This is a genomic window from Bacillus sp. 5RYD7K, assembly GCF_059831465.1.
This window is the reverse complement of record NZ_CP191200.1, coordinates 1,625,014-1,643,630: the sequence shown is the minus strand read 5'-3', so window position 1 is coordinate 1,643,630 and position 18,617 is coordinate 1,625,014. Positions and strand designations below refer to the sequence as shown.

At 46.3% G+C, this 18,617-nt stretch carries 18 protein-coding genes and 2 pseudogenes; 11 read left to right on the top strand and 9 right to left on the bottom strand.

The window, feature by feature from the left end; all coding sequences use genetic code 11:
- Positions 1 to 2: 2 nt before the first annotated feature.
- Complete coding sequence (locus ACQE26_RS08140; RefSeq protein WP_500471221.1) at positions 3 to 2,372, bottom strand: 3-hydroxyacyl-CoA dehydrogenase/enoyl-CoA hydratase family protein; 2,370 nt, start codon at positions 2,370 to 2,372, stop codon at positions 3 to 5.
- A 190-nt stretch (positions 2,373 to 2,562) separates the two neighbouring features.
- On the opposite strand from ACQE26_RS08140, the gene ACQE26_RS08135 reads away from it, so the two are divergent.
- Complete coding sequence (locus tag ACQE26_RS08135; RefSeq protein WP_076982541.1) at positions 2,563 to 2,703, top strand: YuzL family protein; 141 nt, start codon at positions 2,563 to 2,565, stop codon at positions 2,701 to 2,703.
- A 30-nt stretch (positions 2,704 to 2,733) separates the two neighbouring features.
- Here ACQE26_RS08135 and ACQE26_RS08130 read toward each other — a convergent pair whose 3' ends face one another.
- Positions 2,734 to 3,642 carry a proline dehydrogenase family protein gene (locus ACQE26_RS08130; RefSeq protein ID WP_500471219.1) on the bottom strand — a complete coding sequence of 303 codons (909 nt, stop codon included), beginning with the start codon at positions 3,640 to 3,642 and terminating at the stop codon, positions 2,734 to 2,736.
- Between the two features lie 88 nt (positions 3,643 to 3,730).
- Between ACQE26_RS08130 and ACQE26_RS08125 the strand changes: the two genes are divergently transcribed.
- From ACQE26_RS08125 to ACQE26_RS08110, 4 genes are all read left to right on the top strand, one after another.
- Entirely contained in the window at positions 3,731 to 3,988 is a 258-nt protein-coding gene (locus ACQE26_RS08125) for a hypothetical protein (RefSeq protein WP_016937996.1), read from the top strand.
- A gap of 11 nt (positions 3,989 to 3,999) precedes the next feature.
- Positions 4,000 to 4,332 carry a spore coat protein gene (locus ACQE26_RS08120; RefSeq protein WP_045926004.1) on the top strand — a complete coding sequence of 111 codons (333 nt, stop codon included), beginning with the start codon at positions 4,000 to 4,002 and terminating at the stop codon, positions 4,330 to 4,332.
- Positions 4,333 to 4,470: 138 nt separating this feature from the next.
- Complete coding sequence (locus ACQE26_RS08115) at positions 4,471 to 4,932, top strand: MarR family winged helix-turn-helix transcriptional regulator (RefSeq protein ID WP_438420601.1); 462 nt, start codon at positions 4,471 to 4,473, stop codon at positions 4,930 to 4,932.
- Positions 4,933 to 4,952: 20 nt separating this feature from the next.
- Positions 4,953 to 6,548 (top strand): MDR family MFS transporter, encoded by a 1,596-nt coding sequence (locus tag ACQE26_RS08110; RefSeq protein WP_500471217.1) that lies wholly within the window; start codon positions 4,953 to 4,955, stop codon positions 6,546 to 6,548.
- Positions 6,549 to 6,583: 35 nt separating this feature from the next.
- On the opposite strand, the pseudogene ACQE26_RS08105 reads toward ACQE26_RS08110, so the two are convergent.
- Together ACQE26_RS08105 and ACQE26_RS08100 are read right to left on the bottom strand one after the other, a co-directional pair.
- Positions 6,584 to 6,697 (bottom strand): annotated as a pseudogene (locus ACQE26_RS08105) (tautomerase family protein); the annotation flags it as partial.
- Positions 6,698 to 6,760: 63 nt separating this feature from the next.
- Entirely contained in the window at positions 6,761 to 7,648 is an 888-nt protein-coding gene (locus tag ACQE26_RS08100) for a LysR family transcriptional regulator (protein WP_438420603.1), read from the bottom strand.
- A gap of 139 nt (positions 7,649 to 7,787) precedes the next feature.
- Between ACQE26_RS08100 and ACQE26_RS08095 the strand changes: the two genes are divergently transcribed.
- Both ACQE26_RS08095 and ACQE26_RS08090 read left to right on the top strand, forming a co-directional pair.
- Entirely contained in the window at positions 7,788 to 8,534 is a 747-nt protein-coding gene (locus ACQE26_RS08095) for an acetoacetate decarboxylase (protein ID WP_012118395.1), read from the top strand.
- A 13-nt stretch (positions 8,535 to 8,547) separates the two neighbouring features.
- Positions 8,548 to 9,588, top strand: a complete 1,041-nt coding sequence (locus ACQE26_RS08090; RefSeq protein WP_500471216.1) for a ketopantoate reductase family protein — start codon at positions 8,548 to 8,550, stop codon at positions 9,586 to 9,588.
- Positions 9,589 to 9,777: 189 nt separating this feature from the next.
- Here ACQE26_RS08090 and ACQE26_RS08085 read toward each other — a convergent pair.
- The 4 genes and pseudogenes from ACQE26_RS08085 to ACQE26_RS08070 form a co-directional block, all read right to left on the bottom strand.
- Positions 9,778 to 10,045: pseudogene (locus ACQE26_RS08085) on the bottom strand (YusU family protein).
- 2 nt (positions 10,046 to 10,047) lie between these two features.
- Complete coding sequence (locus ACQE26_RS08080) at positions 10,048 to 10,872, bottom strand: ABC transporter ATP-binding protein (protein WP_016937987.1); 825 nt, start codon at positions 10,870 to 10,872, stop codon at positions 10,048 to 10,050.
- 155 nt (positions 10,873 to 11,027) lie between these two features.
- The gene (locus ACQE26_RS08075; RefSeq protein WP_500471215.1) at positions 11,028 to 11,465 is read right to left on the bottom strand and encodes a YusW family protein; all 438 of its coding nucleotides are present in this window, start codon (positions 11,463 to 11,465) and stop codon (positions 11,028 to 11,030) included.
- Between the two features lie 120 nt (positions 11,466 to 11,585).
- On the bottom strand, positions 11,586 to 13,367 hold the full coding sequence (locus ACQE26_RS08070; RefSeq protein WP_500471475.1) for a M3 family oligoendopeptidase: 1,782 nt from the start codon (positions 13,365 to 13,367) through the stop codon (positions 11,586 to 11,588).
- Positions 13,368 to 13,500: 133 nt separating this feature from the next.
- On the opposite strand from ACQE26_RS08070, the gene ACQE26_RS08065 reads away from it, so the two are divergent.
- Positions 13,501 to 14,349 carry an oxidoreductase gene (locus ACQE26_RS08065; RefSeq protein ID WP_500471214.1) on the top strand — a complete coding sequence of 283 codons (849 nt, stop codon included), beginning with the start codon at positions 13,501 to 13,503 and terminating at the stop codon, positions 14,347 to 14,349.
- A gap of 83 nt (positions 14,350 to 14,432) precedes the next feature.
- Positions 14,433 to 14,897 carry a Dps family protein gene (locus ACQE26_RS08060; protein ID WP_016937983.1) on the top strand — a complete coding sequence of 155 codons (465 nt, stop codon included), beginning with the start codon at positions 14,433 to 14,435 and terminating at the stop codon, positions 14,895 to 14,897.
- A 46-nt stretch (positions 14,898 to 14,943) separates the two neighbouring features.
- Here the strand turns inward: ACQE26_RS08060 and htrB are convergent, their stop codons facing one another.
- Positions 14,944 to 16,308: a serine protease Do-like protein HtrB gene (htrB, locus tag ACQE26_RS08055; RefSeq protein ID WP_500471213.1), complete on the bottom strand. Its 1,365-nt coding sequence runs from the start codon at positions 16,306 to 16,308 to the stop codon at positions 14,944 to 14,946.
- 275 nt (positions 16,309 to 16,583) lie between these two features.
- Here htrB and cssR point away from each other — a divergent pair, with 275 nt between their 5' ends.
- Together cssR and cssS are read left to right on the top strand one after the other, a co-directional pair.
- Positions 16,584 to 17,261 carry a two-component system response regulator CssR gene (cssR, locus tag ACQE26_RS08050; protein WP_045925993.1) on the top strand — a complete coding sequence of 226 codons (678 nt, stop codon included), beginning with the start codon at positions 16,584 to 16,586 and terminating at the stop codon, positions 17,259 to 17,261.
- Positions 17,258 to 18,613: a two-component system sensor histidine kinase CssS gene (gene cssS, locus ACQE26_RS08045; RefSeq protein WP_060964314.1), complete on the top strand. Its 1,356-nt coding sequence runs from the start codon at positions 17,258 to 17,260 to the stop codon at positions 18,611 to 18,613. The genes cssR and cssS overlap by 4 nt, the downstream gene beginning before the upstream one ends.
- The last annotated feature ends 4 nt before the right edge of the window (positions 18,614 to 18,617 follow it).

Below are 18,617 nucleotides of genomic sequence, written 5' to 3'. Positions count from 1 at the left end.
TCCTAGTTCCGTAAAGGTTTGCCTTTGACCAGCATATGCTGCATTCTCGCTTGAGATTTCGCCTCGCCAGCGAGGCTTAAAAAGGCTTCTCTTTCAATCTCGAGTAGATATTCTTCTGAAACCTCGGTGCCGAACGGGACTCTTCCCCCGGCAATGACATGGGCCAGCTTCTTCGCAATCTTCATATCGTGATCTGATAAATAGCCGGATCTTCTCATTTGGTCTGCTCCGAGCAGTAACGCAGCACAGCCGGTTTCTCCCGTGACTTTTACTTTTTTGAGGGCAGGCGGGCGGTATCCGCTGTCATATAAATAAGCAGCCAGCTGTTTCGCATCGTGCAGCAGGTGATCCTGATTCATGCTGACACGGTCTGCCGCAGACAAAATCTTCATATCACGGGCTTCGTGCGCCGAGCCGGACACCTTGGCAAGCGCAATGGTTTCGAAGGTTTTAATGGCCGCGTCCATCAGTTCACTTCCGCCGTTCAAGTAATTCATGTACAGCTCTTTATTTCCCCCGCCGCCCGGAATAAGGCCGACGCCGGTTTCGACAAGACCCATATACGATTCGCTCGCCGCCTGAACGCGTGCTGCCGGAAGACAGACTTCCGTTCCTCCGCCGAGTGTCATTCCGAACGGCGCCGCCACAACAGGTTTGGCGCTGTATTTGATGTTCAGCATCGTCTGCTGAAAACGGCGGATGACAAAATCGACTTCCATGAAGTTATCATCCTGAGCTTCCATTAAAATCATCGCAAGGTTTGCTCCCGCGCAGAAATGTCTGCCTTGGTTTCCGATGACAAGACCTTTATAATTTCGCTCCGTTTCCTCAAGCGCATTGTCAATCATCTGAATAATGTCTAAGCCGATCGCGTTGCTTTTCGTATGAAATTCCAGCAGCGCGATATCATCGCCGAGATCAATCAGACTGGCGCCGCTGTTTTTATTGATCACGCCCTTTGTTTCCTTTACCGTTTGCAGGCTGATCCGTTTCGGATTTTCTTTCACAGCCCTGTATTGGCCGTCTGAATAGTAAAATCGTCTTCCGTTTTCCTTCATATAAAATGTTTCATGGCCCTCGTCAAGCATTTCTTTCACCCAGCCGGGAAGGTCTGCGCCTTCTTGTTCAAGCCGCTCCGCTGATGTTCTGACACCGATGGCATCCCATATTTCAAACGGGCCTAGCTCCCAGCCGAAGCCCCATTTCATGGCGTCGTCAATCGCTTTGATATCATCAGCGATTTCACCTAAAAGCCGGGCTGAGTATAAGAGAGTTTGCGACGTGATATTCCAAAGCAGGCGGCCGGCGCGGTCATCAGAGTATATAAGCGCTTTCATTTTCCCTTTGGCACCCTTTGCCTGTTTGGCGGCTTCTAAAGCGGGCGTCTTCATTTTCGAGCGCTCGCCGTATGTCATGGTAAGCGGATCGAGCTCATATATTGTTTTACCTTCTTTTTTGTAAAAACCTTGGCCGGATTTGCTGCCCAGCCAATTGTTTTTCAGCATGTCATTCATAAATTCCGGCAGCTTAAACATGTCTTTTTCAGCGCCGTCGGCTTTATCATAAACATTTTTTGCCACATGGGCGAATGTATCAAGCCCCACGACGTCAAGGGTTCTGAAGGTCGCGCTTTTCGGTCTGCCGATCAAAGGCCCGGTCACCGTGTCCACCTCGCCGATGCGGCAGCCGGAGGAAAGCATTTCCCTTACCGTGACCAACAGGCCGTACGTACCGATGCGGTTAGCGATAAAGTTAGGCGTGTCTTTTGCGATGACGACACCTTTTCCGAGTGTATTTTCGGCAAATGAAGTCATAAATTGCAATACCTCAGGATCTGTTTCCTGAATCGGAATGATTTCCAGAAGCTTCAAGTAGCGGGCCGGATTAAAGAAATGGGTTCCTAAGAAATGAGCTTTAAAATCGGCAGATCTGCCTTCCGCCATTTTTGTGACGGAGATACCGGACGTATTGCTGGACACGATGCTTCCCGGTTTCCGGTATTCATCAACAAGTGAGAAAATCTGTTTTTTCACGTCAAGATTTTCGACGACGACTTCAATAATCCAATCGGCATCCTTCAACTCAGCCGCGTCATCTTCCAAATTCCCCGCCGTAATATAATCGAGATTGGCAGCTGAAGTCAGCGGCGCCGGTTTTTGCTTCAGCAGCTTTTGCATGGCCGATCGGCTCAGTCTGCTGCGGACCTCCGGGCTTTCTAATGTCAGCCCTTTTTTCACCTCATCCTTTGTCAGCTCGTTTGGCACAATATCAAGCAGCAGGACGGGAATTCCGATGTTAGCCAAGTGCGCGGCAATTCCGGACCCCATGACGCCTGACCCGAGAACGGCTGCTTTCTTTATAAACTTGTGCATGAGTCATCCCCCTTGAACTTTGAATGAATAGTCATTCATTTTTTCGGCAAAAAAAATGAAACCCTTTTCTTCTTTCATCTTAAAAGATTTTCAGGATGACTTCAATAGCAAATATGGAATTTTTTTAAATTTTTTGGCTTCCGCATGTTCTGTGCCGCAGGCGGGAAACTTAAACCCGGAGGTGAAGGGAATGGTGCGAGGGAGAAAAGATCCGTCTTCCGGCGCAGTGAGCGCGGCAAGCATGAAAGGAAATGCGGGACCGAAGCAAAAATACGGCGGCGGCAAGCGGACAAGCCAAAATCAGCAATATAAAAAAGACAACATGGAGTAACATACTGCGGCTGCTTTTTTAAGGCAGCCGTTATTTTTTGAAGATTCCTTTCAGCACAAACGCCGCATTTGCCGGGCGTTCGGCAATTCTTCTCATCAGGTAGCCGTACCAATCGGTTCCGTACGGGACGTACACCCTCATCCTGTATCCTTCTTCGGCAAGCTTCTTCTGCCGCTCCGTTCTGATGCCGTACAGCATTTGGAATTCAAACTGCTCCCGGGGAATCTGATGCTCGCTGATGAGTGTTTTCGTATACGAAATCATGTGGTCATCATGTGTCGCCACCGCTGTTTCATGCCCGCTCAAAAGCTGCAGCTTGATCAGCTGCTGGAAATGAAGATCGGTCCCTTTTTTATCAGGAAACGCAACGGACGCTGATTCTTTGTATGCGCCTTTTACAAGTCTGAGCCGCGGCTTATATGGCATCAGGCTGCTGATGTCTTCAGCCGCGCGGTACAAATAAGCCTGAATGACGGTGCCGAGCATCGGAAAATCCGGTTTGCACCGCTTATACAGATCAAGCGTGCGGGCGCATCTGGAATAGTCCTCCATGTCAATCGTGACGGGGACGCAGTGTTCTTTTGCCTCCGTCAATATGTCTCTGATGTGCTGTTCGGCGAGATTCTCAGATATATCCAGACCGATAGATGTTAATTTCAGCGACAGCTCACAGTCCAATTGATTCTCGGCGATCGCCCTGATTGCTTTTTTGCATTCTTCGGCCGTCCTTTTGGCATCCTTCCGGGACCCAGCATATTCACCCAGATAATCTATCGAGGCCGACAGCCCGTTTTGGTTCAGCCGCTTCACCGTTTTTACAGCTTCTCGAAGTGTTTCCCCCGCAACGAATCTTCCCGCGCCGAAGCGGAGGCCGTAAGCCTGGGCGAATTTCGTAAGCATTTTATTTTTCGACAAAAATAAACATATGCTCCGCAGCAAGGGCGAACTCCTCCTTTTTCTTTTATTTGTGTATGAAATCCCGGTCGCAGAGAAAGCTAAGAAGAACAGAATTGAAGGAGGCGTTTATATGAATAACCAGGAGCAGCACGGACATTTGCCGCCTGCCGTCATCTCAACGAAAGACCATTTGTATCTTGAAGACATGCTGAACTGGAATCTGCTTGCCATGAAAAAAGCGCATTTCATGGCGGAACACTGCCAGAATCAGACGTTAAAACAAGAGCTTGAACAAATAGGCCGGATGCACCACAAGCATTATCAAAACATTTTGGGTCACCTGAATCCCGCTCAAGGCGGACAGACAACAACAGGCTATATGCAATAGGAGGACAATACATGGAACAGCAAAATCAAAAAATCACTAACCCGCAAACGCCCGTGCCCGATACGGCGCAAATGAATGACCGAGACTTGGTGAATGAACTGCTGACGACGGAAAAGTATATCACGTCTTCATATTGCACAGCCCTGCACGAGTTCAGCCACGAGTCTCTTTATCAAGATATTCAGGCGATTTTCGATGAGTCACAAAAAGCGCAGAGAAGATTATACGATGTAATGTTTCAAAATGGCTGGTATTCCATTGAAGCGGCCGACACCCAAAAGCTTCAGCAATCGTATCAGAAGTTCCAGCAGACCATTCAGCAGCAGTCTCCCTACCAGCAGTAACATAAGAAAGGATTTGATGTTTTCACTAAGCATCAATCCTTTTTTTATTTTTGCCCAAAAGGATTGACTTATCTTTAATCCTTATTTATATTTAACTAATGTTAATTATTTTCCCGAAGAACCAGATGAGGAGGAGTTATGAAAAACGCGGATCAATATGTGTCTGACATCCAGAAATCCCTTCAGACGCTGCTGCAAAACATACAGCCGGAAATGATGGAAAGCATGGCAAAACATGAGGTGACTCCTGCCCAATTATTTGTTTTAGCCAGCCTGAAAAAACAAGGAAGCTGCAAAGTTTCCGAAATTGCGGAGCGTATGGAAGTAAAGCCGAGCGCAGTGACGCTGATGGCCGACCGCCTTGAGCAAAAAGGACTGATCGTCCGCAAACATAATCAGCAGGACAGACGTGTCATCGACATCAGCCTTACCGAAAAAGGCGAGAAGAAATTCGAGGATGTCGTGGAAGGAAGAAAAGCGATCTTAGCGCGAAACCTGTCCGTTCTGACTGAAGATGAACTGATTCAGTCCGTGAACATCATCCGCAAAGTAGCGGAAGCCGCCGAGAAATACGCGGCTGATCAAAAAGAAAACGAATAGAAAAGAGGAGCTGCCGAAGCATGAGCATTGAACAGAAGGATCCAAAACGCACATTATTAATAACGGGCTTAATTATCGCTATGTTTTTCTCAGCCCTTGACGGCACGATCGTAGGAACGGCGATTCCTAAAATCGTGGGTGACCTCGGGGGATTAAGCATGATGACGTGGCTGACCACGGCATATCTTTTAACTTCGACGACGATCGTCCCGATTGCGGGGAAACTTGCAGATTTATTAGGGCGGCGCGTCGTATATGTATCAGGTTTATTGATTTTTATGGGAGCATCCGCGCTGTGCGGAATGGCCAGCAACATGACGGAACTGATTATTTTCCGCGGACTTCAGGGAATTGGCGGCGGTGTCATGATGCCGATGGCCATGATCGTCATCGGGGATTTGTTCACAGGGAAACAGCGTGCCAAGTTCCAAGGGCTTTTCGGGGCGATTTACGGGCTGGCTTCTGTCATCGGCCCGCAAATCGGGGGCTGGATTGTTGACTCTTTAAATTGGAAATGGGTTTTCTATATCAACCTGCCTGTCGGAATCTTAGCCGTCATCTTTATCGCAAGAGGACTTCAAGGCAGAAAACAGACCGGGCCGATTAACTTTGACATCGCCGGGATTTTCACAATGATCGTCGGAATCGTCAGCCTCCTGCTCGCACTCAGCTTCGGAGGAAAGGATTATGCATGGGGGTCTTGGCAGATTCTCGGTCTCTTTGCGCTTGCGCTTGCCGGGATTGTCGGATTCATTTTCGCTGAAATCAAAGCAAAAGAGCCGATTCTGCCGATGTACCTGTTTAAAAACAGAACGTTTACCGTACTGAATCTGATCGGGTTTTTCATGAGTATCGGCATGTTCGGCGCCGTTACGTTCGTTCCTTTCTTTATGCAGGGAATTATCGGAGTCAGCGCTACCGCGTCCGGAACGATTATGACGCCGATGATGGTATCTATGATCATCACAAGTATTATCGGGGGCCAGCTGGTTTATAAGATCGGCATCAAACCGCAAATCATGATCGGCATGCTGATCATGGCCGTCGGCTTCTTCTTATTAACGACTTTGCAGCTGGATACAAGCAAACTCGCGGCTACATGCTATATGGCCGTGATCGGTCTGGGAATGGGGCTCGTCATGCCGCTTCTCACACTCGCTCTGCAAGAAACGTTCTCAAAAGAAGAGCTGGGTGTCGTGACTTCATCAAGCCAATTTTTCCGGATGATCGGGGGAACGTTCGGCATTACGGTGCTCGGCGCTGTAATGAATGCCAGATCAGGAAGCCTTTTAACCGACAGACTGGTGCCTTACTTAGATTCACTGCCGAAACAGGCCAGTGCCTTTGCCGACCAGTTTAAAGGTATGATTGACAAGAATCCTGAAGGGCTGCTTCAATCCTTGTTCAGCCAGGAATCGATTAAACAGATTCCGGCCGCATTTTCTTCCCATATCGTGCCGGTTTTGAAAACGTCACTGATGGATTCGCTTCACAGCGTGTTTTTCACAGGCCTGGCCTTTATCGTTGCCGGATTGATCCTCACACTGTTTGTTAAATCAATTAAACTGACTAACAAAAAAACAGGCAAACAAGAAGAAAAGGCGAAAGCCGTTTAATAGAGAAAAATCCCGCGGATGCCGCGGGATTTTTTTTATATCATCTGGGCCTCTCCGTTTCCAAATGACCAGTCTTCCGCCGCATTGCCTGAGAGGACGATAAACACATCATCTTTTCTGACGCCCAGCTTTTCGTGCAGCCGGAGTGCCTACCCCGCAACAAGTGAAATAGGAAATGGGGGTAAACATTCAAAAAATAGTGATGAAATCCTTTAATAAACCTTAAACATTTCATCGTTATCTTTATAGTACGACATAATAAAGTCACGAAAATTTCTTACCGAAGAAGATAACAGCTTATGTCTCATCCAAGATAAACCGACTGGATATGAAGCAGAGTTATCAGTCACTTTTATAAAATTCAGCCCCAATGTTCTGCAAACTGAAATAGGAAGCAACGCAACACCTCGATCCAGCTTTATAATCTCGACCAGTAAATGAGAATCCGCCTCAAATGCAATATTTGGGGTGAAACCAGCTTTCTCACAAAGCGAGGTTGTAAAACCTCTATACTCCTCATTATTAGCAAGAGTAATAAATGGTTCATCGGCGACAAGACGTAAAGAAATTTCTGTTTTACCCGTAAATCGGTGGTTTGAGGGTAAAGCCAGAACAATATCTTCATTTACCAGCACACAACTCTCTATCTCTTCATCTTGAATCGGATGACCTGTTATTCCTAAATCAATGTCCCCTTTTTTTAAACTTGTTATGATCTCGCTTTTAACTCCGATTGCTTGGAGAATTTTTGATTGAGGAGAGCGGTTGATATATTCACTCATCAGTCCTGCAAGGAATCTTGGATTGGAAATAGATATTCTTATGGTGTCAGAAATTTGATGTTCCTCCAATTGAATTTCCGTTTGTGCATTTTCAATTTCAGTAAAAATCCTGTTTACATGTTTTAAAAGAATTTCCCCTGATGAACTCAGCTTAATATTTCTGCCTTTTCTCTCAAACAAGGCTGTTCCCAGTTCATTCTCAAGTCTTTTTATAGTAAGACTTAAAGAAGGCTGGGCAATCTTTAATTGTTCTGCTGCTTTAGAAATATGCTCAGTATAGGCAACTGTCTGAAAGTATTTTAGCTGCAGCAATTCCATCTGTCTGCATCTCCCTTATTTATTTCAATAAATATACATATACCTTATTATGTATTAGATTAAATGTAAATGCGGATGTAAGATAATAGCATAGTTAAATTGAAAAAACATAAAAAAGAAAAGGAAAGGGTGTCATTCAATGAAAATTGATGTGAAAGATATAGCAAAAAATTTAAATACGCCGCTAACGGCTCCTGCTTATCCTATCCCAAATTATAAATTTGTTAACCGTGAATATTTAAATATTATTTACCGAACGGATGAAAAAGCTTTACGGGCGGCAGTGCCAGAGCCTCTTGAAATTACTGAACCTTTAGTGAAATTCGAAGTGATGTGGATGCCCGATGTTTCCGGACTTGGTGCCTATACAGAGGCAGGACAGGTCATCCCTGTCAGCTTTAATGGTGAAGAAGGGGATTATGTACATTCTATGTACGTAGACAATTTTCCAGCTATTGCAAGCGGACGGGAACTTACTGCATATCCAAAGAAATTGGGCGCCCCTAAGCTGTATATAGACTCTGATACTCTTGTCGGCACACTGGATTATGGCAGTCTTCGCGTGGCAACTGCCACTATGGGATATAAACATTTCGAAATGGACAAGGAAAAAGCGAAAAGGGAAATTTGCCGACCTAATTTTATGGTTAAGATTGCTACTGATTACAATGGTGATTTAAGGGTTTGTGATTTGGTGCGAACGCAAATAACGAATATAGAAGTTAAAGGTGCCTGGACTGGACCCGCGCGGCTTCAATTATTTGAACATGCTTTAGCACCTCTTGCAGATTTGCCTGTATTAGAAGTCGTTTCAGCATCTCATATCCTTACAGATTTAACCTTGAATGCTGCTCAGCCGGTTTATAACTACTTAGAGGAAAAATAAGGAGACGTATACAATGAGAATTGCAATTTTAGGAGCAGGTTCTTTAGGAACCATAGTGGGAGCATATCTGTCTGCTGGCGGAATGGATGTCGAATTGATTGATTCATACAAAGAACATGTAGATACTCTAAATCAAATAGGTGCTAAAGTAGTTGGTACAACGGAATTCCAAGCAAAGGTGAAAGCCATTACCCCTGAAAACAAGTCAGGCCAGTATGATTTAATATTACTTCTGACGAAACAATTATATAATGACTCCATTCTTAAAGAGTTACTGCCTTTTTTAAAGGATGACAGTGTTGTATGTTCCTTGCAAAACGGTATACCTGAACAGAAAGTTGCTTCGATCGTTGGTGATGAACGTGTTATTGCGGGTTCTGTTGAATTTGGTGCTACGTTTATTGAACCAGGCGTATCCAGACTTACAACTGAGTATACTCAATTTAAAGAGTACGCTTTTCAAATTGGAGAATTAAATGGTGAAACAACAGAAAGAATCCAGCGTATTAAATCGGTTTTAGACCTTATCGGCGGAACACATATTTCCGATAATTTAGTTGGAACGAAGTGGTCAAAATTACTTATCAATAATGCATTCAGTGGTTTATCGGCAGCATTAGACGGAGAATACGGAGACGTTCTTGACCATGAAATCGGTGTTGCTAGTGCAGTTCATATCGCAGATGAGACGATTAAGGTTGGACACGCCAATGGTGTCAAATTTGCGAAAATGGGCGGCCTTGATTTAGAATCTTTGGAATTAAGAAGCGAAAATGATATTCCTGAACGTATCCAAACATTCAGGGCAGCCATGGAACCATCTAGGCTGCTAAGAGCAAGTATGCTACAGGATCTTGAGAAGAAACGTAAAACTGAAATTGATTATATTAATGGAGTTATTCCCAAAATGGCAGAAGGTACTGGAATTTCCACACCTTTTAATGATTTGGTTGTAGCACAAGTCAAATGTGCCGAGGAATCTCAAACAGTGCCCAATTTTGATACAAATATAAAAGCATTTGAAGAGTTATTAAGTATCCGAAAGGAAATGTGATATATAGGAAAGAGAGAAAGGGATTGCTGCGGCGGTCCTTTTTTCTTGGTTCAACAAGCGGAAGAATGTACGTAAACAAACGGGTGCGTTAGTTAAATTAAAGTTCTTCGCTATGAATTGAACGGCGCCTTTATTGATTCCTTTTCAGCAAAAAAGCTTCCGGCACCTCTCTTTGATGCCGGAAGCTTTTTATTGTTTTTTTCTGTGCTCTTCATTGAGCTGTTTAATGTGCTGTACCGCGGCTTTGATGCCCTCTTTGGCGTCCGGGTAGGATTGGTTCCAATGCTTTACGAGCGGAGGCATGCTTTTTGCGATATGTGTATACAAAATCCATTGCCTGACTTCTTCCTTTAGTTCCGGATTTGTTTCGCCAAGCAATAGTTCCGTGTATTTTTCAAGCAGGCCGTCCAGCTGCTGCTGCAGTTTCTCTTCCATACCGTTCCCTTCCCTTTTTCATGATTATGACAATCGGGCGGTGAGAGCCGCTTCCTGCACGATGCATCTCCCGCGCCCGTGCGGAATGCAAAGCGGCGTACCGAACAGCGGGTCCTGCGTTACTTGGCAGTTCATTGCAAATACCTGCTGCACAAGCTCACAAGTGATGACTTCTTCGGGACGGCCCTCCGCGTAAATCTGTTTATCCTTAATGGCGACAAGATAATGAGCATAGCGGCATGCGAGATTAAGGTCGTGCAGCACCATGACGATGGTCCGTTTTTCTTTTTCATTTAATTCAAACAGCAAATCAAGTATTTCAATTTGATGCGTCATGTCGAGATAGGTTGTCGGCTCGTCAAGCAGAATGATATCCGTATCCTGGGCGAGTGTCATCGCAATCCACGCGCGCTGGCGCTGTCCGCCTGACAAAGAATCCACCGTACGGTCGGCCATTTCCTCAAGCTTCGTCGCCTTCAGCGCTTTTGCCACTGCGTCTTCGTCCTCTTTGGACCATTGCTTCAGCCAGCTTTGATAAGGGTATCTCCCCTGCTTTACAAGCTGATGCACGGTCAGGCCTTCGGGAGCTGACGGGCTCTGCGGCAAGATAGCCAGTTCTCTTGCCACTTCCTTCGTCGGAAGCTTAGCGATGGCTTTTCCTTCCAAAAGCACAGAACCGCCCCTCGGTTTCATCAGCCGCGCCAATGAACGTAAAAGCGTGGATTTTCCGCAGCCGTTGCTTCCGATCAATACAGTGATTTCGCCTTTTGGAATCGCTACATCCAACTCGTCAATGATAACAGTCTCTCCGTACCCTAAGCTCAGCGTCTCTGTAGAAATTGCACTCATACCGCTAACCGCTCCTTTTTTGTATTTCCCAACACTATGTATATAAACAAATTGCCTAAACATTCAACGTGAGATCATGATTATATTGTAACAGAAATTAATGACTCTGAATATCATTATCAATTAGTTTTGGGCAAAAAAACAGCGGGCAGCGGTTATTTTTTGATTTCCGTCATTTCTCCGTCGCTTTTTTTCAGTTTCAAATAAAAATGGTCATAATGGCTGTCTAAATTAAAAGCAGAGAGCACCTGCCTGACGACTTCGCTTTCTTGCATCCGGCTGTTTACGGCAAGTTCTCCGAGGATCATCTTCATTTCATCAAGCGCTTCCTCGCCCTCTCTGTGAACTCCTGAAAGCTTGTCCTGGATGTCCGCCTTTTCACGACCGCCTTTTCTTTCATACAAACCTTCATAGCGGTTATGCTCTCCGGCTCCGTAGTTGACGCGAAGGGAAAAGCTGCTGTAAGGAACCGGCTTCGCGGTTGATACGGGCGTGCTGTCTTGTTCCGCTTCCCGTTTTTCTTCATTCAATCGGCAGCCGGCAATCAGCATCAGCGTCAGACATAAAACGCCCGCCGTCCTGATCCATTTCATGCGATTCACTCCCATTCCATTCCGATCGTTTTTAGGTATTTCCAAGGGAGGCGGCTGTCATTCATCGAACAAAAAAGAACCGGAGCTGTTTATCGCTCCGACCGGTTCCTCTCTATATCATCATTCAGTCAGCTCTAAAAATTCCTGCACATCCCGTACCGCAAGGCGGACCGCGTCTTCCCAAAACGATCGTTCCGTCAGATCCGCTCCAAGGTGCTTCATCGCCAAATCCTCAACGGTCATCGAAGCCGTGTCACGCAAAAGCGCGATATATTTTTCTTCAAAATCCGCTTTCTCCCGAAGAGCTCTTGCGTATATTCCAAGCGAAAATAAATAACCGAACGTGTACGGAAAATTGTAGAACGGCACTCCCGTAATATGAAAATGAAGTTTTGACGCCCAGAAATACGGGTGGTATTCCCCTAATGAATTGCAAAACGCTTCTTTCTGCGCCGCTTCCATCAGTTCATTCAATTTATCAGCCGGAACGACGCCATGCTTCCGCTCTTCATAAAACCGCGTTTCAAATAAAAATCTCGCATGGATGTTCATAAACATGGCTACGCTTCTTTGAATTTTATCTTCAAGCAGGAACAGCTTTTCTTCTTTTGCCTCCGCTTGTTTCAACGCGGCGTCGGCGACGATCATTTCCGCAAAGGTCGAGGCTGTTTCAGCGACATTCATGGCGTAGGCTCTGTTCAGCTGCCGCACTTGAAGCATGGCCTCCTGGTGAAACGCGTGTCCAAGCTCATGGGCCAGCGTCGATACATTTGAAGCGCTTCCTGAAAATGTCATGAAAATCCGGGATTCTCCGCTGTCGGGAAAGCTGGTGCAGAAACCGCCGACCCGTTTGCCGCTGCGGTCTTCCGCTTCAATCCACCGATCGCGAAACGCTTTTTCCGTAAATGCGGACAGTTTTTTGCCAAATGTGGAAAATTGAGTAACGATCAGATTGGCCGCTTCATCATATGTGTATTTTTTCGGCGCCTCACTGATCGGCGCGTTCACATCATACCAATTCAGGCGCTCAAGCCCTAAAAGGGACGCCTTTCGATTCAGGTATTCGGCAAAGGGCTTTTTATGATCGGTAATGACCTGCCACATGACATCCAGTGTTTCTTTTTTCATCCGGTTGATCGCAAGCGGCTCTTCCAAGGCGCTTTTCCAGCCCCGCGCTTTATACATTTCCGTTCGGAAGCCGGCCAGGTGATTCAGCGTGCTGCCAAACAGCTCCTCTTCTCCCTTCCAGGCTTCGTTAAGCTCTTTAAATACTTGCCGCCTGGTGCCGCGATCCGGATGCGCCATCATGTTTTCCGCCTGGCCGACCGACAGCTCTTTATCCTCAAACGGAATCTTCATTCTTCCGACAGCCGCATTATACAGGTCGCCCCATGCGTGATAGCCGTCAACGGCCAGACCTTCAATCAGTCTCTCTTCTGAAGCGCTGAGCTTTTCTCTGATCCGGTCTCTTCTTTCATTTAAAACGTATGTGAGGTCCTGAAGTTCCGGTTTTTGCAGCAGTTCCTCCCACACCCGCTCGTCAATCCGGGCAAGTGTATCATCAAGCGTGACCAGAGCGGATTTAAAATCACTGCTCAGCTGATTGATCCGCCCCCTCCACTCATTCGCTTTCTGATCATCAGTGTTCTGAGCCTGAAGACAGCCGACGAACGCTCCCGCCTGTCTGATCATGATCGCCGACCGCTCATACCGATCAATCAGATGAATCAGCTCTTGGCCTTCATCAGCATGAGACGGAACTGTAAACGCCTCTGCCTCTTTTTGAAAAGCGCTGAGCTGCTGTTTAAGCTTTTGTATGTATTGCTGAAAATCTTCCGACCTGCTCCCGCCCTCAAAAATGGAGTTTAAATCCCATGTTTCCTTCAATCCCTCTAATGCCATCTTTTTCATTACCCCTTTCTGTCCGAAACTGATTCCATTATAAAACAATTCTGACATATTGCCGAACGATTTCTCCTTCTCACCGCTAAATGTTATACACTAACATATAAGAACAAACGGGGAGGAATATGAGTTGAACAGAAAAATTGCCATTGTAACCGGCGCGACGAGCGGATTCGGTCTGCTGACAGCGCTGAAGCTCGCCCGGTCTTATCATGTCATAGCCACAGCGAGACAGCCGGAGAAAGCTGAAACATTGAAAGAGGCCGCCGCCCAAGCGGGTGTATCCGGTCATATTACGATCGCTTCTTTAGATGTGACAAATGAGCAGTCAGTGTCTGACTTCGGCAACACCATCAGCGGTTTCGGACCGGTTGATGTGCTTGTGAACAACGCCGGCACTGCGTACGGGGGATTTATTGCAGATGTGCCGATGGAACATTACAGACAGCAGTTTGACACGAATGTATTCGGCCTGATTCATGTCACAAAAACCGTCCTCCCTTATATGAGAAAACACGGCGGAGCGAAAATCATCAATATCAGCAGCATCAGCGGACTGACCGCCTTTCCTGCTCTTTCTCCGTACACTTCTTCCAAATTCGCGATTGAAGGGTTTACAGAGTGTCTGCGTCTTGAGCTTCTTCCTTTAGGAATTGATGCCGCTTTAATAGAACCGGGCTCCTATAAAACGTCTATCTGGGAGACGTCTCTCTCCCATCATCTTACGGCACCCGGCAAAGATTCGCCCTATTACCGCTACTATCAGCAAATTGAAGCTTACTTCAAAGCGAGCGCATCTAAAAGCGGCGATCCCAATGACGTGGCGGAGCTGATTTATCAATTGGCACAGACGAAACGCCTGAAGAAACTGCGCTATCCGATCGGCAGGGGCATTAAGCTGACATTGGCTTGCCGCTCACTCTTCTCTTGGCCCGTCTGGGAATCGATGATAAAGAAAAAGCTGTTCAAAGAAACTTAAATTATAATTATTATAATTTAGTATTGATTTTTATTTGATACGTGATATAATTAAATTAACAGATCACAGGGAGGACGATAAATATGAATACACAAAACGCGAAAAAAACTGAAAATCTAGTTGAGAAATCAATGAACACCCAATTATCAAACTGGTTTATCCTTTACTCTAAACTGCACCGCTTCCATTGGTATGTAAAAGGCCCTCATTTCTTTACGCTGCATGAAAAGTTTGAAGAACTGTATAACGAAGCGGCGGAAACGGCAGATGCCATCGCAGAGCGTCTTCTGGCCATCGGCGGACAGCCCGCGGCGACTTTTCACAGCTACCTTGAACAAGCTTCCATTACGGATGAAGGCCAGGAAAAGACGGCTTCTGAAATGGTGGAATCACTCGTTCAGGACTACAAACAGATCAGCCGCGAATCAAAATTTGTCATCGGCATCGCCGAGGAACAAAATGACCCGTCAACAGCCGATTTGTTTGTCGGATTAGTTGAAGAAGCGGACAAGCATGTGTGGATGCTGTCAGCCTACTTAGGAGAATGAGGAAAAAAGCTGAACCTCAGGCGGAGGTTCAGCTTTTTTTATGCGTTCAGCTTGCGCTTTCAGTTTGTTTCGTTAATGTGATGTTCAGCGTCTTGCTGCTGCCGCCTCTGAGAACTTGAACAGTCGTTTTATCGCCGATTTTCAGCTGGTTATACAGGATCTGTCTGATATCGGCGCTGCTGCCGACATCTTTGCCGTTCAATTTTACAATGACGTCATTTGATTTGATGCCCGCTTTCGCAGCCGGTGAGCCGGACTGCACTTCTTTTACGTAAACGCCCTTAGACAGCTGGTCGCCGAACAATCCGAGTGTGTTTTCCTGATAGGTTTCCGGCACTTGCGACATATCAATCATCTGCACGCCTAAAAACGGACGCTCGACTTTTCCTTTTGCAAGCAGCTGGTCGACAATCGGTTCCACATCGTTGCTCGGAATGGCGAAGCCGAGTGATTCCACGCCGTTTTCACTGACTTTCATGCTGTTGATTCCGATGACCTGGCCGCTGGAATTGATTAACGGCCCGCCGCTGTTACCGGGATTAATCGCAGCATCGGTCTGAATCACGTTCATTTCCACCGTGCCTTGGGATGTGTCAGCGTCTACCGTTCTGTTCAGCCCGCTGATCACACCTTGTGTGACGGTGCCGGAAAACTGCTGGCCGAGCGGGTTGCCGATGGCGATTACCTTATCGGCAATGCGCAGCTGTGAAGAATCGCCGAAGCTGGCCGCTTTTTTGACATTGGACGAGCTGATTTCCAGTACGGCCAGGTCACTGATGGCATCCTTTCCGACAAGCTTTGCCGTTTCGGTTTTCCCGTTATAAAGAGTGACCGACAGCTTGTTTGCTCCTTCTACGACATGGTTGTTTGTGATGATGTACGCTTTTTGGCCGTCTTTTTTGAAAATGACGCCTGACCCCGTGCCGCTCTCCGTTTCAGAGCTTGAACCGCCGTCAAGTCCGAATTGGCTGCTTTGCGAAGCTTGGTAGTTGGACACTCCGACAATCGCAGGCTCCAAATCTTCTACCATATCCGCCACACTTGAGGTATTTTTCAAAGGCGTTGACGTAAAATTCGCAGACTGAACTTGTTTCGCCGTATCAGAAACAGATTCTGCCTTATGCTGCTCACCCGGCAGATTCGGCACAATGCCAAGCACGAGGCCGCCGCCGATAATGCCGCCTAAAATCGGGCTCAGCCAAGCGGCTCTCCGTTTTTTTTCTTTTTTCACGGCAGCCGTTTTTTCAAATTCCGTACCGGCAGCCGTCTCTTTTTCCGCTTCTTTCGAGACGGGGCCTTCGAGCAGCTCAGGCTCCTGATGGCTGATCCGCTGCTGTTCATTGCCGTTTTGCTCCGTATGTGAAAGATCTGACTGATCGCGGCTGATGCCGTCATCTCGCTGATCGTTCATATTCACGCACACTCCTTCAGTGGTTCTCATTCTATTCATTACATATTCATCGCATGTACAAGTTCTATTGTCCCAATAATAAGGAGAAAAGCAAAGCTCCAAAACAAAATGTGTTTGAACATGTTATCTTCCCCGCTTTTTTTCTTCCTTTCTTCCCTTATACATATCATAAACAAACATTGTGGGATAAAAATGAAAAGAATATGTGAAATTATGAAAATGCGGCCTGAGTGTGTTAAAACTAGTATAATGACGTTGAAAGGATGTGAACTGCCTTGTCATACACCATTTATCTAGTTGAAGATGAGGATAACCTGAATGAACTGCTCACAAAATATTTAGAGAATGAAGGCTGGAACATTACATCTTTCACAAAAGGCGAAGAAGCCAGAAAGCAGATGCAGCCGTCTCCCCACCTGTGGATTCTTGACATCATGCTGCCTGATACGGACGGCTATACATTGATAAAAGAAATAAAAGAAAAAGATCCCGATGTGCCGGTCATTTTCATTTCCGCCCGGGATGCCGATATTGACAGAGTTCTCGGGTTAGAGCTTGGAAGCAATGATTATATCGCCAAGCCTTTTTTGCCGAGAGAGCTCATTATACGGGTTCAGAAACTGCTGGAGCTTGTGTATAAAGAACAGCCCGCTCCCAAAAAAACCGGCCTCACCGTTTCCTCCTACAATGTGATCGAAGATGCCAGAGAGGTTTATGATGAAACCGGCAGCCTGGTCAATTTGACGTCTAAGGAATTTGATCTGCTGCTTTTATTTCTTCACCATAAAGGACACCCCTTTTCCAGGGAAGATATTCTGCTGAAAATATGGGGCCATGACTATTTCGGCACTGACCGGGTGGTCGATGATCTAGTACGGAGGCTGCGGAAAAAAATGCCCGGCTTAAAGGTTGAAACCATTTATGGATTCGGCTACAGGATGATGACGTCATGAAAAATAAGCCGCTTGCTTTTCAAATATGGGTGGTCATCTCGGGTATCCTTTTAGCCATCTCGATTCTGCTGCTCGTGCTGTTCTCAAATACGCTGCGGGATTTTTTCACGGATGAAACGTACACGACCATTGAAAATGAACAGCATGTGCTGACAGAGTACCGGCTGCCCGGGTCAATCGAGCGGGGATATTACAGTGAGGACGCGACCGCTCCGACGACTTTCCGATCCGTTCAGCACGTTCTTTTGCCGGAGCGGGAGGAATCGGCAAGCGACAAAGATTTAAACTACTTTTCTTCTTCCTTTATCCATAAGGTGTACAAGCTCGCGGGCCGCCAGCACAGCGTCACGAAACGATACAGCGCGGACATCGGCGGGGAAAAAGTGTTTTTCGTCATTAAAAAAGGCCTCACCATTAACGGTCAGGATGCGATGATGCTGTCATATGCGCTTGATTCTTACCGTGATGATCTGTCATACACCCTGTTCAAGCAGCTGCTCTTTATCATTGCCGGCGTGATTTTGTTAAGCTGGATTCCGGCGATTTGGCTTGCCAAATATCTCTCGCGTCCGCTCGTCTCCTTAGAGAAGCATGTCAAACGGATTTCCGAACAGGACTGGGATGATCCGGTCATTGTCGACAGAAAAGATGAAATCGGAAAATTAGGCCACACCATTGAAGACATGCGGAGCAAGCTGGTGCAAAAGGATGAAACGGAAAGAACGCTCCTGCAAAATATCTCTCATGATTTAAAAACGCCTGTCATGGTGATAAGGGGCTATACTCAATCCATAAAGGACGGGATTTTTCCTAAGGGGGACCTGAAAAACACAATTGATGTCATTGAAGGCGAAGCAGAAAAGCTTGAGAAGAAAATTAAGGATTTATTATATTTAACGAAGCTTGATTATTTAATGAAGCAGCGGGTGCACCATGAGACATTTGACCTTGTGAAGGTCACGGAAGAAGTCATTGAGCGGCTCAAATGGGCCCGGAAGGAATTATCATGGACCGTTGAAACAGAAGATGTATTGATGATGCCCGGTGATCCGGAACAGTGGGGCAAGCTCCTCGAAAACATTCTTGAAAATCAAATCCGCTATGCGGAAACGGCGATTCACATTCAGATCAGCCAAAATCAGCAGCAGATTGTCATGACGGTTAAAAATGACGGGCCTCCGATTGAGGACGAGATGCTATCCAGCTTGTACGAGCCTTTTAATAAAGGGAAGAAAGGCGAGTTCGGCATAGGACTCAGCATCGTAAAACGGATTTTAACCCTGCATAAAGCATCAATTTCAATTGAAAATGACCAATCGGGTGTAATCTATCGGATTATCATACCAAAGTAGACTG

Coding starts and splice junctions, on each gene's coding strand:
- ACQE26_RS08095 (WP_012118395.1), top strand. CDS start 7,788: ATGAAAATTGATGTGAAAGATATAGCAAAAAATTTAAATACGCCGCTA.
- ACQE26_RS08060 (WP_016937983.1), top strand. CDS start 14,433: ATGAATACACAAAACGCGAAAAAAACTGAAAATCTAGTTGAGAAATCA.
- htrB (WP_500471213.1), bottom strand. CDS start 16,308: ATGAACGATCAGCGAGATGACGGCATCAGCCGCGATCAGTCAGATCTT.
- cssS (WP_060964314.1), top strand. CDS start 17,258: ATGAAAAATAAGCCGCTTGCTTTTCAAATATGGGTGGTCATCTCGGGT.
- ACQE26_RS08100 (WP_438420603.1), bottom strand. CDS start 7,648: ATGGAATTGCTGCAGCTAAAATACTTTCAGACAGTTGCCTATACTGAG.
- ACQE26_RS08120 (WP_045926004.1), top strand. CDS start 4,000: ATGGAACAGCAAAATCAAAAAATCACTAACCCGCAAACGCCCGTGCCC.
- ACQE26_RS08115 (WP_438420601.1), top strand. CDS start 4,471: ATGAAAAACGCGGATCAATATGTGTCTGACATCCAGAAATCCCTTCAG.
- ACQE26_RS08135 (WP_076982541.1), top strand. CDS start 2,563: ATGGTGCGAGGGAGAAAAGATCCGTCTTCCGGCGCAGTGAGCGCGGCA.
- ACQE26_RS08075 (WP_500471215.1), bottom strand. CDS start 11,465: ATGAAATGGATCAGGACGGCGGGCGTTTTATGTCTGACGCTGATGCTG.
- ACQE26_RS08110 (WP_500471217.1), top strand. CDS start 4,953: ATGAGCATTGAACAGAAGGATCCAAAACGCACATTATTAATAACGGGC.
- ACQE26_RS08140 (WP_500471221.1), bottom strand. CDS start 2,372: ATGCACAAGTTTATAAAGAAAGCAGCCGTTCTCGGGTCAGGCGTCATG.
- ACQE26_RS08125 (WP_016937996.1), top strand. CDS start 3,731: ATGAATAACCAGGAGCAGCACGGACATTTGCCGCCTGCCGTCATCTCA.
- ACQE26_RS08090 (WP_500471216.1), top strand. CDS start 8,548: ATGAGAATTGCAATTTTAGGAGCAGGTTCTTTAGGAACCATAGTGGGA.
- ACQE26_RS08070 (WP_500471475.1), bottom strand. CDS start 13,367: ATGGCATTAGAGGGATTGAAGGAAACATGGGATTTAAACTCCATTTTT.
- ACQE26_RS08080 (WP_016937987.1), bottom strand. CDS start 10,872: ATGAGTGCAATTTCTACAGAGACGCTGAGCTTAGGGTACGGAGAGACT.